Genomic DNA, 20,010 nt, shown 5'->3' with positions numbered 1-20,010 from the left:
TTGAGGGTTCTTCATCGCGGATTTTCAAGAGGTTAGTCTTGAAAAATGCTGGTAAGAATGTCTTCTTTGGTAATAATTTTATGTAATATTTTTTTGTTGTGCTTTAAATTGTTTCCTTCCAGCATGTTCTGGTGCGCTCCTTTTCCGGTGATATAATGAACGGTTTCAAAATTTTCTTCCCATTTTTTGTCTTCATTATTTTCGGTTTTTACTAACACTAATTCGGTCGACAATTTATTGGCGTATTTTACAGACATCAGATACTTGATATAGGCTATTCGCTTTTCTTTTGCCTGAGCCAGTATTTCCTGCATACTTTCATCAATTTCCGTCCCAGGGTCAAAAGCATCTGCAGATAGTTCTATGTTGAGTTTTTCTTCGTCGAGCCTTACAGAATCAAACATGATGATTCGGGAAACTTTCCGGTTTAACACATTTGTGAGATGATGGGCCACTTCAGAGGATAAAATTCCTCCTGCTGACCAGCCAAATAAAACGATCTCGCCATTTTCCTGAATTTCATTGATTTTATTAGCGTAATAAGCCACTGGATTCGCCTCTTTTTCTACAAAATTGAAGGATATAAATCCGGAATCCTGATTGTTATGGAATAAGTCCCTGTAAGCGCTTCCATAACCCGCGATTGGAGGAAAAGCGAAAACGGTATTTGAAGACTGACTGTTTCCATATTCATAAAAATCTTTATCCGAATCAAAAATGGTATTCAGATGGTATTTTATGATTTCGGAGATGGTATTAAAACGAAATAGCGAATCCACAGGATAATGGGTAGCAAATTCCTTATTCATTCTAATGATGGTGTTGATTGCCGAAATGCTGTTTCCGCCCAATTCAAAGAAATTATCGGTAATTCCCACTTCTTCAAGACCCAGAATTTCCTGCCATATTGCGGCCATTTTCTTTTCGGTTTCATTTGCGGGTGCCACATATACTTTTCGTATAAGGTCTTCTCCACTAATGCCCGGCAGTGCTTTTCGGTCTGTTTTTCCGTTAGGCGTCAACGGTAAACTATCCAGGACTACGTAAAAGGAAGGCACCATATATTCCGGCAGTTTTCCTAAAAGGTAGTTTCTTATTGCCGCTTTGTCTATTTCGGTCTGGGCAGCATAATACGCGACCAATACCTTTTCGGCATTTACTTCTTTGACTTCAACCACAACTTGTTTGATGTCTGCTGAATATTGTGAAAAGCGGGCTTCAATTTCCCCTAATTCAATTCTAAAGCCTCTTATTTTTACCTGATGGTCATTTCTTCCTAAAAATTCAATATTTCCATCTGGCAGCCAGCGTCCTAAATCTCCGGTGTCATACATGGTGCTGCCGGATTTAAACGGATTGTCCATAAATTTCTCTGCCGTAAGTTCCGGTTTGTTCAGATAACCTCTGGCTACTCCGGCTCCCGCTACATATATTTTGCCAAACACCCCGGTAGGTACTGCCTGCCATTTTTTATCCAGTATGTAGAGCTGTGTATTAGAAATCGGTTTTCCGATTGGTATGGACAGATAATCTTTTTGTCTGATTTTAAAATAAGTGCTGTACGTCGTATCTTCCGATGGGCCATATAAATTGTATACTTCTATCTGGTCCAAAGGCAGTCTTTGTATAATGCTGTGCGAAATAGGTTCTCCGGCCATATTTAAAATGCTCACGGACTCAAAGGAAACGCCATCCTCTAAAAGCTGGTTCACGACAGACGGAACGGTATTGATTAATACATTCTGGTCTTTATCGATATGATTCTTGATTTCCAGACCATTTTTCAAGAGCTTTATTTGCTTCCCGATCGAAAGGGTATAGAATATTTCAAAAACAGATAAATCAAAACAGTAAGACGTTACGGCGTATACCGTTTCAAATTTACTACTGTCAAATTCTGTATCCGACCAGTGAATGAGTGCTACTGCATTTTTATGTTCAATCATAACCCCTTTCGGATTGCCTGTAGTACCGGAAGTATAAATGATATACGCTAAATCATCCGGAGTATTGGTTCTTTGAACATTTACTTTAGCATATTTTTCCTGGCTGTTATAGAATAATTCAAGTACATTTTCGTCAATGACCAGTTTACAATTACTGTCTTTTTCGATGTATTCTATTCTTTCCTGCGGATAAGATTTATCAATTGGCACGTAGGCAGCACCCGATTTTAGGATTCCCAGCAGGGTGACAATCATTTTCTCACTTCGGTCTAATTTAATCCCTATTAAATCATCGGTTTTTATTTGGTAATTCTCTCTTAGATAGCTACCTAATTGATTGGCCTGCTCATTGATTTCTTTGTAAGTGAAACTTTTATCTTCAAAAACAACGGCACTATTTTCGGGTGTTTTCGCCACCTGATCTTCGAACAAATCGATCATGGTTTTATCCTTCGGATAAGCGGTCGAATTGTTATTATACTCCAGTAAGAGTTTCTTTTCTTCTGCAATGGTAAGATAATCCAGCTCTTCTATCGCTTGTTCAGGATTGTCAATTACTTCGTTGAATACATTTTCAAGATGACCAAATATTGATTTTATAAACACAGAGTCGTATATATCCGTATTGTAATCAATGTTCAGGATTAATTGTTCTGTCTCGACAAAAGTAAAGGTCACATCCAGCTTGGCTATTTTATTTTCAAATTCAAAACCGGCAACTTCTATTCCTGCTAATGTGGCGGGATTTGCCAGATTCTTTAATTGATTTTGATTTTGAAGCACCACCAGTACATCAAACAAAGCCGAACGGCTCAGGTCTCTTTTTAGGTTTAGATTTTCTACCAATTCATCAAAAGAATATTCCTGGTGCTGGTACGCATTTAAGAGCGTTTCTTTTTCTTTATTTAAAATAGCCAAAAAGTCATCCTCTTCTTCAAACTTGGTACGAATAGCCAGGGTGTTCAGGTACAATCCTAATTGATTTTCTAAATCCGGATGTTCCCTTCCTGCTATAGGTGTACCCACAATAATATCCTCCTGATTGGTGTATCGGTGCAATAAGGTTTTTATCCCGGCCATTAAGGTCATAAACAAAGTAACGTCCTGCTCTTTTGAAAAAGTTTTTAGTTTTTCTAACAACACACCGGAGAATTGATGCGATTGATTGTCCCCATTGTAGGTTTGTACCAAAGGCCTTTTCTTAAAACTCGGAAGTTCTAGCACCGGTAATGGTCCTTCGAACTGGTTTAACCAAAAAGCTTTTGAATTCTGGTATTTTTCCTGTTGAATCGCTTCATTAATCCATACGGCGTAATCTTTGTACTGCAGGTTTAACGGCGGCAAATCGACCGGAATTCCCTGAAGGATGGCATTGTATATTTTTACCACTTCGGAGATGATCAACTGCATCGACCATCCGTCTCCTATGATATGGTGCAGGCTGATGAAAAAAACATGTTCGTTTTCGTCTGTTTTAAGTAAGGAGGCCCTGATTAAAGGCGCCTGTTCCAGATTAAAAGCAATCGCATTTTGTTCCTGTAAATACTGCAAAACAAGCGCTTCCTTCCCTTCTTTATGGCTGAAATCTTTTTCGGTGACTTCAAAAACAATTTCGGCCGCAGGTTTTATAAACTGGCGCAGTTGTCCCTCTGCATTATTTTTGAAGCCTGTTCTTAAGATTTCATGTCTTTGTATCAATACATGAAAGGTTTTCTTAAATGTATCGGTATCCAGTTCCCCTGTTAATTTGATCGCTGCAGGCATATTATAAGCCAGCGAACCTCCCTCTAACTGGCTTAAGATCCAGAATCTGTATTGAGAAGCTGTCAGCGGATAACTCTCCCTAATATCTGCCTGAGGAATAGATATATAATCATTTTGGTTTAAAGTCTTACTTAACGCTTCAATGGTTGGATTGGAGAAAAAATCCTTAAACGATACTGTTTTATTTAATTGTTTGTTGAGTCTGTTAATGACCTGTGCCACAATCAGACTATGTCCGCCTAATTCAAAGAAATTATCGGTAATCCCCACTTTTTCAACGGCCAGAACTTCCTGCCATATTTCGGCTATTTTTTGTTCGGTCTCATTTCGGGGCTGTATGTATTCCTTTCGAATACCATCTTCCCCGCTAATACCCGGCAGTGCTTTACGGTCTATCTTGCCGTTGGGTGTTACCGGAAAATGATCCAGATCGATATAAAACGAAGGTACCATATGTTCCGGCAGCTTCCCTAAAAGATAGTTTCTGATAGCCGCTTTATCTATTGCTGCATTGGTTAAATAGTAAGCCACCAATACTTTTTCTCCGTTTACTTCTTTGGCCTGAACGATGGCCTCGTTTAAATGAGCGGAATACTGCAAAAGGCTGGTTTCTATTTCGCCCAATTCAATTCTAAATCCTCTTATTTTTACCTGATGGTCGTTTCTGCCTGAAAATTCAATATTTCCATCCGGCAGCCAACGCGCTACATCTCCGGTATCATACATTTTAGTACCCGAAATAAATGGATTTTCGATGAATTTTTCTGCGGTTAGTTCCGGTTTATTCCAATAACCACGGGTCACACCTGCTCCCGAAATATACACGTTCCCTAAAACACCCAAAGGCGTTGGCAGTAAGGCATTATTAAGGATGTACACCTGGGTATTTGAAATCGGACGGCCAATAGAAAAGGGTTTTTCTTTGGTATACAAAAATTCTATCGAGGTCACAGTTGTTTCCGTTGGGCCATATTTATTGTAAAAATCACAAATAGTACTCCAGGATGCCGCCAGTTTTTCGGAACAAATATCACCTCCTGACAAAACTCTTCTTAAGCTGAATTTATTGGAAGGTTTCAATTTGCTTACTACCGATGGAACGGAATGGAAGTGCGTAATTTTGTTTTCCAATACAAATTGCTCCAATTCAACTTCATCTAACAATACTTTTCGAGGCAGTATGTATAAAGCTGCTCCGTTTAATAGTGCCAAAAAGGTTTGTTCGACAGAGGCATCAAAAGAAAAATTGGACAACTGGAGAATTCTCTCGGTTGCATCAATTTTAAACTCCCTGGTCTGCGAATGAATTAAGTTGATTACGTTTTTATGCTCTACCATTACCCCCTTTGGATTACCTGTGGTTCCTGAGGTGTAGATGATATAGGCTAAATCTCCGGAGTTATTTATTTTTTCAATATTTAAGCCTGAATAACTTTCCCTGTTTTTATAAAAGGCCTCAAAAACAGGCTCATCAATTACAATTTTGCAATTGCTGTCTTTTTCTATGTAGGCTATTCTTTCCTGAGGATAAGAAGAATCAATAGGGACGTAAGCGGCACCGGATTTTAAAATTCCTAAAATGGTGACAATTATCCTCTCGCTTCGATCCAGTTTTATTCCAACTAAATCACCGGATTCAATCGCATGGTTTTGTCTTAAGTAATGCGCCAGCTGGTTTGCTTGTTCATTAAGCACTTGGTAAGTCAGCGCTGTTTCTTCAAAAACAACCGCGATATTATCCGGCGTTTTTTCGAGCTGTTCTTCAAATAAATCGATAATGGTTTTATTTTCCGGGTAAGCTGCCGCCGTAGCATTAAAATCCAGAAGTAATGTTGTTTTCTCTGCAGCGGTTAAGTAATCGAGTTGATCTACGGCCTGTTCAGGATTGTTAATTCCCTCGCTAAATACATTTTCGAGATGACTGAAGAGCGCATCGATTAAAAACGAATCGTATATGTCTGTATTATAATTAATGTTAAGCAACAACTGTTCAGTTTCGACAAAAATGAAAGTGATATCGAATTTGGATGTTTTATTCTCAAAATCAAAAGCATCCACTTCTAATCCTGTTAAAGCGGTGTCGTTGGCTAAATTTTTTAACTGTGCCTGATTTTGAAGCACCACCAGAATATCAAACAAAGCCGATCGGCTTAAGTCTCTCTTCAGGTTCAGGTTGCCGACCAGTTCATCAAAGGAATAATCCTGATGCTGATAAGCGTTTAAAAGTGTTTCCTTTTCTTTATTTAAAATATCCAAAAAGCGGTCACCCTGTTCAAATTTGGTTCGAATGGCCAGCGTATTCAGGAAAAGCCCCAACTGATTTTCTAAATCCGGGTGTTCCCTGCCTGCTATTGGCGTACCAATAATAAGATCATCCTGATTGCTGTAACGGTGCAGCAACGTTTTGATTCCGGTGATTAAGGTCATAAAAAGCGTTACATCATGCTCACCTGAAAACGTTTTTAGTTTTTCTAAAAGCGCAGCGGAAAACGCATACGATTTAACAGCGCCATTGTAAGTCTGAACCAAAGGTCTTTTCTTAAAACCCGGAAGTTCTATTACCGGTAATTCTCCACTGAATTGGTTCAACCAGAATTCTTTCGATTGTTGGTATTTTTCCTGTTGATTTTCTGCATTGATCCATACCGCATAATCTTTATACTGAATGTTTAAATCGGGTAAATTAGCTGAATTCCCCTGAACGATAGCATTGTATGTTTTTACAATTTCGGAAATGATTAATTGCATCGACCATCCGTCACCAATAATATGATGCATACACAAAGAAAAAATATGCTCGTTTTCCTGTAATTTGATTAAAGAAGCTCTTATTAAAGGTGCTTCTTCGAGATTAAAAGCAATCGAATTCTGCTCCTCTAAATACTGCAAAACGAGGTCTTCCTGCTCCTTATGGTTGCTGAAATCCTGCTCTGTTACTTCAAAGTTAATTTCATTTACAGGCGTAATATATTGCTGTATCTCTCCTTGTGAATTATTTTTAAAGCCTGTTCTTAATATTTCATAGCGCTCAATGAGCAAACTAAAAGTTTCTTTGAAGGTATCGGTATCCAAATCCCCGGTTAATTTAATCGCAGAGGGCATATTGTAAGCCAGAGAACCTCCTTCGAGCTGACTCAGAATCCAAAATCTGTTCTGAGAAGCCGTTAAAGGATAACTTTCCCTGATTCCTGCCGGAGGAATGGCTTCATACTCATTTTGGTTCAGCGTTTTACTCAGCGCCTCAATGGTCGGATTAGAGAAAAAATCCTTAAACGAAACGGTTTTGTTCAATTGTTTGTTTAATCTGTTGATTACCTGGGCTACAATAAGGCTGTGTCCGCCCATTTCAAAAAAGTTATCGGTAATCCCTACTTTTTCAAGACCGAGCACTTCCTGCCAGATTTCGACCATTTTTTGTTCGGTTTCATTTCGGGGCTGTACATACTCTCTTCGAATACTGTCTTCTCCGTTAATGCCCGGTAACGCATTACGGTCGGTTTTACCATTTGAGGTCAGTGGTATCGCCTCCAAAAGCACGAAAAAGGCGGGAATCATGTATTCAGGCAGCTTCGTCTGAAGGTAATTTCTAATTTCAATCTTGTCTATTTCGATATCCGAAACATAATAGGCCACTAGAACTTTTTCTTCCTTTACCTCTTTCACCTGAACAACGACTTGCTTTAAATCGGCTGAAAACTGCAAAAGGCTGGTTTCTATTTCTCCCAGTTCTATTCTGTAGCCTCTTATTTTTACCTGATGGTCGTTCCTACCCAGAAACTCAATTGTACCATCGGGAAGCCAGCGGCCTAAATCTCCGGTATCGTACATTCTGGCGTCTGAAATAAACGGATTGGCTATAAATTTTTCGGAGGTCAGTTCGGGCTGGTTTAAATAGCCTCTGGAAACGCCATCTCCGGATAAATACAATTTACCGCCTACTCCAATTGCAACGGGCTGTAAATTTTGATCGAGTACATACGCCTGGCTGTTTGGAATCGGTTTACCAATCGGAATGGTGGTATATTTTTCATTCTGAATATCAAAAGTCACCGAAAAAGTAGTGTTTTCGGTAGGTCCGTAACCATTTACAATTTTTATGGACGGATTGCTTTCAAAAACTTTTTGGGTATGTTTGGGTGAAACGACATCTCCTCCAACAATGAGTTGACGGATGCTTTCGAAAAAACTAATGTTGTTTTCAACCACGCTGTTAAACCAGGAAGCCGTCATCCAGAGACTATTGACTGCATTGGTTTTAACGATATTTCCTAAGGTCGATAAATCCAGCAAATCGTCCTGAGTGGTTAGGACTAATGTTCCTCCGTTTAATAAAGTTCCGAAAAACTCTATCGTTGTGGCATCAAAAGAAATGGAGCCTGTACTTAACAGGACAGTATCCGAATGCAATGGAAAATAAGTACAAGGCTTAACCAGTCTTACGACATTGCGATGCTCCACCATCACTCCTTTTGGATTTCCGGTTGAGCCGGAAGTGTAAATGATATATGCTAAATGAGACGGCGTATTTACAGTATCCGGATTTTCAGGTTTATATCGGAATCGCTGAAAATTAAACATTATGAGTTCATCCTCATCAATAATAGCTTTGCAATTGGTATCTTCTTCGATGTATGCTATTCTTTCCTGTGGATAATCGGAATCAATAGGCACATAAGCGGCTCCTGATTTCAGTACTCCTAAAATAGCGATAATTAACTGTTCGCTTCGGCTTAATTTTATGCCTACCAGATCATCCGGCTGGATATCATAACGCTCTCTCAGATAACTGGCAAATTGATTCACTTTTTCGTTCAGTTCCTTATAGGTCAATTGTAAGTCCTCAAAAACAATGGCAATAGCGTCCGGTGTTTCGGCGGCCTGTTCTTCAAAGAGTTGTACAATCGTTTTATCTTTAGGGTACGGTACCGAAGTATCATTAAAATCAACTACTAACTGCTTTATTTCGTTTGGTGACAAGTAGTTGATACGTGAAACCGGAAGATTCGGTGCTGCAATAACGCCTTGTAATAAAGTGCCGAAATGTTCTGTTATTTTTTCTACAAATGCTTCAGTGTAAATATCCGTATTGAATGTTAAGTTGAAATTTAATTCATTGCCAAACTCATCAAATGTAAATTCCAGGTCGTATTTAATAAGCAGGTTTTGTTTATTCTGATACTGTTGAATCGTGACACCGTCCAGTTGTTGTGTGCTGTCGAAGCTGTCCATGTTCTGCAAGATCAGCATCACATCAAATAACGGACTGCGGCTAACCTCTCTTTTTAGGTTTAAGTTTTCAATTAATTCATCAAACGGATACAGTTGATGCTCATAGGCTTCGAGTGTTTTATTTTTAACATTCGATAATAATTCAATAAAGCTGTCCTGCCCGTCAAACTGAGTTCGAAGTGCTAAGGTGTTTAAGTAAAGTCCTGTCTGATTTTGCAAATCAGAATGGGGTCTTCCGGCAATCGGGGTACCAATTATAATGTCATTTTGATTGGTATATCTGTAAAATAAAACGTTCAGCAAACTCGTTAGTCCCATGAATAAAGTGGCGTCCTGAGATTGACATAAATTGGAGAAGGCTTTTAAAATTTCACTGTTGAAACTTCTTTTTACGATACCTCCGCTGAAGGTTTTTGTTAATGGTCTTGTTTTATAGATCGGTAAATCCAGTATCGGAATAGTATCCTGAAATTGTTTCAACCAGTATTCCTTATGTGTTGTATTGCCGTCCCTTAACTGGTTTTGCTGCCAGGCTGCGTAATCTTTATATTGAATTTGTAAAGGGGCCAACGGATTAGAAATATTCTTTGTAAAAGCATGATATAAAACAAACAACTCGTTAATCATAAGTTGTATCGACCAGCCATCACTAATGATATGATGAAGTACCAGTACAAAAACAAACGTATCATTTGACGTTTTGATCAGTTTTGCGCGAACTAAACAATCTTTTGCTAAATCAAATGAAAATTTTAATTCCTGCTGAATAAGACTATCTATTTTCTCGTCCGTATTAGATACGTCTTCTGTTCGAAACTTAAAATCAAGATCTTTAACGGCTACAATCTTTTGTCTTACTTCGGCATTGGCTGTTTCAACAAAAACTGTTCTTAAAGATTCATGGCGTTCCAGCAGCGCCTCAAATGCTTTTTCGAGTGCCACTGTATCTAAGTTTCCTTTTAATTCAAAGATGCTCGGAATGTTATATACGTTATTTTGTTCTTCTAACTGACACAGCAGCCACAAGCTTTTTTGCGATGATGAGACGATATACGTTTCCTCCTGCTCCACATTGGGGATATCACTATGGGTATCACCTGCGTTTTGTGACAGTTTGATAAAATCAATTATTTTTTGCTTGTGTACTCTAATTTCATCTAATAACTCATTTGTGAGCACTCCTTTTGGAGCATTAATATCCAGTTTATCTCCAGATAAATTAAGTTTTATATTGGAGGCCCTTAATTTTTTGAGTAATGTTTGCATCGCTTTATCTTATTATATACTTGTCTGTACTGATTCCCTGATTTGTTTCCTTTCACCAATTACGCCGGATTTGAAATAAAAACCGGTGTTAATTCGTGTGCATTTGCTTTTTAAACCAAACTGTAGTTCTCTGTTTTTTTCTTATTGTAAAGGATCTCTTTTTCCCCAAATAACCTTTCTGTAATTATTTCCCTCGAACTGCATTCGGCAATAAGACGATTGGACTGTATAATAGGATTGGATTCATCGGTGTACTTGATACTGCTGATAAACTCACACCACGGCTCCTGCCCCATAGCGTACACATACACTTCCAGCGGATTAAAAACATCTACCAGATGCATTCCCCTTTCAAAATCAGATCCGGCCAGTCTTCTGGACTGATCGTGTTCTTTAGACAATTCGTTTACCACCAGTGGCCCGTACAACCACGTTAATGGAGCTCCGTCACATTCCATTCCCAGGAAAATAACATCTACATCGCCAATGACACTTTGCGTGTGCTCGTATAATTTCTTTTCTAAAATCCTCGAATCTGCTGCAAACAGCAATGAGAATTCAGCGATTTCAACATGATAGCAGATTTTGGCCTTGATGTCCAGATCACTGTGCTCTCCTGTAAAAGGGACACCTGTAATTTTGCAATCTGAAAAGTTCACCGTAGCGAATTCTTCGATTTCAATAATATTGTCAAAACCGATATTATTAAACATTAGTTTTAAAGAAGGATCCTGAAGGTGGCCTCCTCCGGAACGCGGTACTATAATATTTTTGATTTTATGTCTCAGCGGCAACAGCGTTTCCAGTAAAATATGGTCCTGATGATTGTGGGTAATCAAAACATAATCGATTTTTTCAGGCAGTTCGTAATCCGAAAAATGCTCTACACTCGATTGGTATCCGTAGTAACTGATTAAGGGATCTACCAATATGCTTACGTCTTTCGTCTCGATTAGAATGCAGGCATGCCCAAAATATCGCATTCTAATTTTATCGCCTTCGTACCTGACATACGGCACTGATGGCGTATCCGTAAAAAACGATTCGAATAACGCACTCTCTGTTTCATTTAAATCGCCCAATAATTCCTTTATTTCACTGTAAGGACGCGGCGTTCTTTTCATTTTACTCAACTCGTCTATAAATTTGTGTTCAAAAGGCATATCCAGATGCAATACGTCTTTCTCATCCAGTCTCGGGGTACTTAAACAAAAAGGACGTGAATCATTATTGGTCACCCACAAAGCCAGACTTTGGTTGTTTTTATTGTAAAATTTACTTTTGTATAAAAGCTGCTCGTAAAATCTAAAAGAAGGATTGCCGTTCAGATCGTATATTAATTCTACATAACCTTTTAAAATATCCGGTACATTTTTATACAGCCCCTCCAACGATTGTCCTTTGGCTTCTTTATTTAACATTAAAACCAATTTTCGAATCGCCATTGAAAGATTGATCAGCTCTTTTTGATTGGTAAAGGTCGATTCCAGCAATTTTCTTACATCTTCAGAACGATCTCCATTATAATCCATAAATGGGCCGCCCAGCATTTTCGGGTCTTTAACGGCATCATCATGTACCACAGGCGACTCCAGGTAAGAATTCATTATTTCGATATGTCTTTTGGTTACATTCATAGCTGCCGTTCCGGGCGATATCAGATGCGACCAGGCATACCATCTTTCTATTAAAGGCTCAATCACTACGTTCGGTTTTAAATAAACTAATCCTTCCATTTAAAAATATTTTTATAATTTGTGTTTTATACTAACTGATTTCTTATTTGCACTACTTCTTAATTACCGACTCTTTTTCTTTCTTCTTCATTACCGGTATTTCTGTTGGTAACTTTTGCTTTTTTGCTTCCAAGCCTGTAATTAAGATATACCTGTACATACCTGCTGTCGTTATAAAGGCTGTATTCCTGATAAACTCCGTTTACAGTCGGGTTAAATTTTATTTTTTCTGTTCTGAAAATATCATTGGCTTTCAGTGATATTCTTAGATTGTCGTTAAGTAAATATTGAAGCGTTACTGCGGTGGAACTGGATGCGTCTAACTTTACAAATCCTTCCGTTTTTGGAAAAACATACCAGTAATTAAGGTTTAGCAGCACCGTTTTTTTATCGTTTAGGACGAAATCGTTATTCGTCGCCAGTTTCAGATTAAAACCTTCCACGCCGCTTGTCGATTCAATTAAAGATCTTGATTTCGTATAATTAAAATCAGCCGTATTGTTACTCGTCCACCCTTTCAATTTATTGAAGACATAGATTTCCGAAATCCCGTATCGCTCCATATTAAAGATATTCTGGGTAATTATCCGAACAACATTGGTATCAGGATCAGGTGTAGAGATCTGCATAAACACATTTTTATCATGACTGTAATACAGTTTGCTTTCCAGCTTTTTATACGAATAAATAAATTCGAAATTATCGATAAAGGCAGGCTGCAGTAAAGGGTTCCCCTGAATACTCTGAAACGGATTGATATAGGCAATGTTCGGATTTAACTGGGCAAAAGTAGGCCGTTCTATCCTTCGGCTATAGCTTAATCGGTATACAGAACCCTGTTGAGGGGTGTAGGAAATATTAACGGAAGGAAACAGCTTGGTGTAATTCTTATTTACGGATTGATCTAAGGCTACATCGTACGATTTTGCCTGTGTATTTTCGACTCTCAGGCCAACCTGGGATTCCAGATTGTCACTGAACTTTTTGTTTCCGGAGACATATACGGCCTGTACATTTTCTTTATAGCTGAATTCAAAGTCTTCCAGCGGTAAATCGGTTACAGGCTGATCTGTAAAATCACTATTGAATGTTGAAATTAAATTTTTGGTATCTGAAAAGGAAACCTTTCCCCCAAAACCAAGATTCATCCATTCTAAAGGAGTTTCAAAATCAATTTTAGCAGAGAAATTGCTTATGTTTTGATTGTTATTGTTAATTCCTGTAAAAAACTGTTCTTTAGGCGGATTATATTCTTCCGAAGTCCCGTCATAAGGCCTGGAATCATCGCTTTTGTATTTGAAATAATCCAAATTCACGAACATTTTTCCACCTGTGGGATTGAGTTTATATTCATTAAACAGATTAAAGGAATGCAGCGTTGGCCTTAAAAAAGCATATCCGACAGAGGTAATATTTTTGTTGATTTCATTCGTGTCATTATCATAAATCAGCAGACTTCTCGTGGCATCCGTGTCTGTTTTATTGATATTAGTCAGATATTGGAAACCAACAACCCATTTGGGTGTCGCGATGTATTGCATGCTCAAAATTCCATTCAGCATTTTATAGTTTTTCTGGAGCGGGTAATTTAGAGCCCACAATTCGTCCGTAAAGTGAACGCGGCTTTCCTGTTCCAGATAAATACCACCACTTCTGTAATTCAGTGAAGCAGACATACTCAGCTTATTTTGATTGTATATAAAATTGCTGGTGTTTGATCCTTCGCCATCGTGGTGCCTTTGTAAGTAACCAGTTCCCAGAGAGAGGTTCCAGGAATCTTTTTTGGCCTTTTTTAACCTGATATTTACCAGTCCGCTGTTTCCCAAAGCCTCATATTTAGCCGGCGGTGTCGTAATTACCTCGATACTTTTGATGTTTTCGGCAGGAATTGATTTCAACAAATTGGTCAGTTCTTCCTGTCCAAGTTCAATCATTTTGTCGTCGAGCAAAACTCTTACGGTACTTTTACCTACTATGTTTATCGTCTCGTTCTGAATCTGTATTCCGGGTGTGATTTTTAAGGCGTCCATCGCATCGCCACCCGCTGTACTGATGGTGTTTTCGATGTTAAAAACCAGTCGGTCGACTTTGCGCTCTACGAGTTCTTTCTTTTGAGTAATGACCACTGCCGCTAATTCCTGCACGGGATTTGCTATGATTTCCCCCAAATCCAGATCTGAAGTCAATTCGATCTGTTTGGTATATAAAACAGAATTGAACTGACTGATTTGCAATTTGTACGAGCCCGGCTTATATTCTATTATAAACTCCCCTTTTTCATTGGTTACCTGATCTTTTATAGGAACAGGGCCTTTTCCAAAAAGGATAACTTCAGCAAACGCAACTGGACTATTTTCTGGGGTAACCACTTTTCCGGTTATTTTGACTTGTGCTGTTAATACGTTACTTAAAATAAATGCAATAAATAATAACCGATTCATTAGTGATTTTGTTTTATTAATATTTCAATTTGGCCCCTGCGGGTTTCGATTTTATAAATTAGATAGTGAAATTTTCAGATTCTTCAATTGAAATATTTTCTTCATTATTCGCACTGTACAATAGGGTGTTTTCTAAAAGCAATGCTAATTCCTCCAGTATGATATTGTCAAACAAATCGATGATCGATAACTTGACATTAAACTGTTTATGAATGATACTAATCAGTTTTGTAGCGTTCAGGCTATGTCCGCCCAGCTCAAAAAAACTGTCCGTAACGCCTACTTTCTCCACTCCGAGAATTTCCTGCCATATTTCGGCTATTTTTTGTTCAATTTCATTTCTTGGTTCTACGTATGCTTTCCTGATAATATCTTCTTCACTGATGCCTCGCAATGCAGTACGATCGACTTTTCCATTGGCCGTTAAGGGCAAATGTTCCAGCACTACCAAAAAGGAAGGAACCATATATTCCGGCAGTTTAGTGTGGAGATAGCGTCGAATTTCGGCTTTGTCTAATTCGGTGTCCGAAACATAATAAGCGACTAATGTTTTCTCTCCGTTTACCTGTTGCGGCTGTACCACAACCTGTCGTAAATCTTTCGAAAATTGCGAAAGGGCAGTTTCTATTTCTCCTAATTCAATTCTGAAACCTCTTATTTTTACCTGATCGTCGTTTCGGCCCAGAAATTCAATAGTACCATCCGGCAGCCATCGTCCTAAATCTCCTGTATCGTACATTTTTGTGTTGGATACGAATGGATTTTCAATGAATTTTTCGGCTGTCAGCTCCGGTTTGTTCAGATAACCGCGTGTAACCCCGGCACCGGAAATATATATTTTACCCAAAACGCCCAGCTGAGTTGGAAAAAGGTTATTATCCAGAATGTAGACTTGTGTATTTGCAATTGGACTACCGATACAAAAAGTGCTTTTCTTATCATAAAGAAGCTCAATAGAAGTAACTGTAGTTTCGGTTGGGCCGTATTCGTTATAGAAATCACAAACCGTACTCCAGGATTCGGCCAGTTTTTCGGAACAGCTGTCACCTCCGGCAATTACTCTTTTTAAACTAAAACGACTGCCTGGTGTTATTTTTTCTAACACCGATGGCACTGCATGAAGGTGTGTGATTTCATTTTTGGCAATAAATTCTTCGAAAATCTCTGCTTCCAGTAAGGCTGCCCTCGAAATAAGGTACAAACCTGCCCCATTGCAAAGTGCCAGGAAAATTTGCTCTACAGACGCATCAAAAGTGTAGTTTGAAAGCTGAAGAATTTTTTCGTTTTCGTCTATTTTAAATTGTTTGGTCTGCGAAAGTATCAGGTTGACTACATTGGTATGTTCTACCATCACTCCTTTCGGATTACCCGTGGTTCCGGAAGTATAAATGATATAGGCAAGATCTTTTGGACTGTTTATTTTTTCAATATTCCCGACACTGTATACGTCCTGATTTTTATAAAACAACGTCAGTACATTTTCATCAATTATGATTTTGCAATTGCTGTCATTCCCGATGTAGTCTATTCTTTCCTGCGGATAGGCAGGATCGATAGGCACATAAGCCGCGCCGGATTTTAGTATTCCCAAAACAGCCAGAATCATTTTTTCGCTTCTTTCAAGTTTGATTCCGATCAGATCATCCGGTTTAATTTGGAAAAGTGCTCTTAAATAACGGCCTAACTGATTGGCTTCTGCATTGAGTTCCCGGTACGATAATTCTTTATCTTCAAAAATAACCGCAATATTGTCCGGCGTTTTTTCAACCTGTTCTTCGAATAGCTCTATAAGGGTTTTATCCTCCGGGAAATCAGATTTGGTATTGTTAAATCCATAAACGATATTCTCCAACTGATTTTCGTTTAAAATGGAAAACTGAGAGATTTTTTTCTCCGGAACAGCTACAAATTGTTCCAGAAGATGGAAAAAAGTGTCCATCATAGCCTGAATAAACTCCTGGCTAAATACACCGGCTTTGTATTCCAATTCGAGTTCAATAGCATCTATAACATCAAAAAACGTAAAAGACAAATTGAATCTTGAAAAGGTCGATATTGGATTGATTTCTTCTTCAATTTCAAATGGCAGATCACTTTTGCTCACCATTCCTGCCCTGTTGTTCTGATTTTGCAATACCACCATGACATCAAAAAAGGACTTTTTGTTCGCAATTTTCAAATCATTTAATATCAAATCATATGGGTACGTCTGATACTCTAAGGCTTTCATGATCGTATTCATTTCATCGGCAACAGCATCAGCAAAGCTTTTATCCCCGTCAATTTCGGTATAAACGGGCAGTGTATTGATAAACATACCAATAGTGGATTCAAACTCTTTTTTAACCCTTCCGGACACGGCCGTACCAATGACAAAGTTTTCCTGAGCCAGTCGGTACAATGAGATTCTTACGGACGAGATTAAAAGGCTGAATAATGTTACCCTGTTTTTAGTCGTATAATCCACTAATTTGTCTTTCAGTTTTTTATCGATACTGAAATTGAATCGGGCGCCTTCCAGGCTTCCTGTATCCGGATTCCCTAATTTTAAATTTGAATTAATATTTCCCAGTTTTTCTCTCCAATAGTCAGAGTAAGCTGCTGTTTTTTCACTATGTAAATTCCCTTTCAGCCAGATCAGATAGTCAAAATAATCGTTTTTACTGGCTGCAGGAACATATGCTTTGCTAATGATTTGTTTGTAAACAGCCACAAAATCTTTTATGAAAATTCCGGTAGACCAGCCATCAAAAATAATGTGGTGAAAAACAAATATAAATTGGTACTTGTTTTCATCCGTCTGAAGGACAGCTGCCTGAAACAGTGGGCCCTGCTCTAAATCAAAATTAAAATTTTGAATTTCTTTCTTCTTCTGCTCCAGCATCAAAGGATCGGTGTTGGAATAAAAAGTAAAAAAGTGATCGATCGCTATATTTTCAATTGCCTTTATTCTCTGCTGGATTGTTCCGTCTTCATCCGTAAAGAAAGTAGACCGCAGACAGGCATGCATCCTGATTAGCTCCTGTAGTGTTTCCTTAAAAACTTCAATATTTAGATTCCCTTTTGCCTTATAGGTTAGCGTAATATTATAAATAGATTGCATCGACGTATCTAGTAGAGATTCAATCCACATTCTTTGCTGGGAATTTGAAGCTTCAAGGGTTTCAAAAATCAATTGGTCAGTCAGAGGAAGCGCTATAAAACTATTTTTGTTCCTGGCTTCAACTGCTTCTTTTATAAGAGTAACAATTTCACTGATCTCGTAGCATTCAAACAAAGCATCGAAATTTATCGTGATAGCAAACAGCTCATTAATCCTGTTTATAAACTGAACGCCTACAATTGAATTACCGCCTAATTCAAAAAAATCATCCGTAAGAGTTAAGGTGTCATTTTTTAGGATTTCTTTCAGAATACCCACAACGGTTTCCTCTTCGCTCAGATTTTCGATAACAAGTTTTGGTTTTTCAACCTCTGGTTTTTGGTTGGACTGATTAAAAAATAAAGGGTTTTTATGCTCATTCCAACAGGATGTTTTTTCAAATGGATACGTTGGTGCGGTAACTTTTTTGTAATTTTCCTTACTGTAAAAAGCTTTCCAGTCAAACTCCAGTCCCTTATTATATAAAGTGCTCCACAACAAATTCCAATTATTGTCGCCCATGATTTTTAATACATCTATGCCGGGAATTTGTTCTTCTTTTAAGGATTCGAAAATACCGGGCATGGACTGACTGTTGTTACCAACCACTACCAATAAGATGTTATTATCGTTACAGTTTTTGGCTAGTGCTTTTAATTTCGCTAAGTCTAAAACGAACTCTTTATCAAATGCTAAACCTTTAGAAATGCTATTTTTACCTTCAATTATTTCTTTTGAAGCTTTAGCTATATCACCATTACAGATCAGCTGATTTACGTTAAATCCTTTAGCCGACAAGTATTTGAATAAGGCCACCTGAACGACTACCGTTTCTGAAACAGCAGGCTCTGTTTCATCGCTCGCTATTTCTTTTTGCAGATTGAGGAAAACATCTTTAAACTGATCGCATTTTAAAAAACTTTCTACATGCTGCACTTCATCAGAAAGATATAGTAAAGCGATTTTGGTATACTTTGCCGTATTACTTTCGTCATTGTCTTTTTGGGCTAAAAGCGATTCTTTTATAGCAGCAACCGTATTCCCTGATACGGCTAATCTGTACTTATAGTCTTTTCTGCCGGTATTTAACGTATAGGCTAAATCTGCTATGGAAGTACTTTCCGAAATAAAATTATAAATCGAATCTGTATATTCTTTTAAAGCATTTTTGCTTTTTGCCGCTACTTTAAACCAGTTATTGGTACCGGTATTTATGACTTTTTCTTCCGTTGCTGTATATTCTTCCAGAATGATGTGGGCGTTGGTACCGCTCAGACCAAATGAACTCACTCCTGCTCTTCTAATTTCAGTGGTAACCCATTGAGCCCCTTCTTTTTGTAAAAGAATATTTGGATCTTCTTCTATAAATTTATTTACGGTATTGAAATTCGCCAGCGGAAAAAATTCTTTTTCCTTTAGTACAAGCGCTGCTTTTATGAATCCAAACAATCCCGACATATTATCCAGATGTCCAATATTGGGTTTTAAGGTACCTAAACGAACCGAAAAGGGCTCGTTTGTAGACGAAAAAGCATCTTTTATCCCCTTATACTCTATAGGATCTCCCAATTTAGTTCCTGTTCCGTGTGTTTCTATATAGCCTACGCTGGTTACAGGAATATTGGCATTTTTACAGGCACTTAAAATAACATTCTTTTGTGCCACGGGACTTGGAGCCGTTATACTATTCGAACTGCTTCCGTCATTATTAATAGCAGATCCTTTTATAACCGATAAGATAGTGTCATGATCTCTTATGGCATGATCCAGTCTTTTCAGAATAACAACCGCCACGCCTTCTCCTCCTGCTGTTCCGGAGGCGTCTTCATCAAAAGCCCTGCACATTCCATCGGTAGACATTATGGCATCTTTTTCGAAACTATCCGCTTCATTAAACAGATATAACAAACGGGAACCTGCCACAATCCCTAAATCAATTTCTCCTCTTCGTATGTTTTGCACGGCTTCGTGCACAGCGACCAAAGACGACGAACAGGCGGTGTCGATATTCATTACCGGTCCTCTGATATTTAGAATATTCGCTACACGCCCACCTCCTATTGACGCTAATCCGCCTATAAAATCCAATCCTTTATTTTCAGATTGGTACAATAAATTATAAAGTCCGGTTTGAGTCGTCGTAAACAATCCTGTATTTTGTGATGCGATATAGTCTAAATCATAACCGCTATTTTCGATAGCATTACAGACACCCTGCAGGATCATTCTGTGCCCCGGATCAATGGTATTGGCTTCTCCCTTTGACAAATTAAAAAATTCATGGTCAAAGAAATCAACCCTGTCGAGATAGCCATACGGATGATACTTCTCTTTTTTATCTATTTTTGAATGTAAAATTCTTTCTTCCGCAGGTTGTTTTACACAAATACTATTATTTCTTATAACGGCTGCAAACTGTTGCAGCGTTGTTATATCAGCATATTTTATACTAACTCCAATTAATGCAATATCCATAATCGTTTTGT

4 protein-coding genes are annotated in these 20,010 nt (G+C 38.2%); all 4 read right to left on the bottom strand.

Annotated elements, in window-relative coordinates:
* Window positions 1-32 precede the first annotated feature (32 nt).
* The 4 genes from EV142_RS15365 to EV142_RS15350 all read right to left on the bottom strand — a co-directional run bounded on the left by EV142_RS15365 (window position 33) and on the right by EV142_RS15350 (window position 19,999).
* On the bottom strand, window positions 33-10,205 hold the full coding sequence (locus EV142_RS15365; protein WP_132036740.1) for a non-ribosomal peptide synthetase: 10,173 nt from the start codon (window positions 10,203-10,205) through the stop codon (window positions 33-35).
* A gap of 110 nt (window positions 10,206-10,315) precedes the next feature.
* On the bottom strand, window positions 10,316-11,941 hold the full coding sequence (locus tag EV142_RS15360; protein ID WP_132036739.1) for an MBL fold metallo-hydrolase: 1,626 nt from the start codon (window positions 11,939-11,941) through the stop codon (window positions 10,316-10,318).
* A gap of 59 nt (window positions 11,942-12,000) precedes the next feature.
* Window positions 12,001-14,382 (bottom strand): outer membrane beta-barrel family protein, encoded by a 2,382-nt coding sequence (locus EV142_RS15355; RefSeq protein WP_132036738.1) that lies wholly within the window; start codon window positions 14,380-14,382, stop codon window positions 12,001-12,003.
* Window positions 14,383-14,440: 58 nt separating this feature from the next.
* Window positions 14,441-19,999, bottom strand: coding sequence for a non-ribosomal peptide synthetase (locus EV142_RS15350; protein ID WP_132036737.1), 5,559 nt, complete (start codon window positions 19,997-19,999; stop codon window positions 14,441-14,443).
* Between the last annotated feature and the right edge of the window lie 11 nt (window positions 20,000-20,010).

The sequence above is a fragment of the Flavobacterium circumlabens genome (genome assembly GCF_004345565.1).
Lineage (GTDB): Bacteria > Bacteroidota > Bacteroidia > Flavobacteriales > Flavobacteriaceae > Flavobacterium > Flavobacterium circumlabens.
The sequence above is the reverse complement of the archived record's forward strand: the minus strand, read 5'-3'. Positions and strand labels throughout refer to the sequence as shown.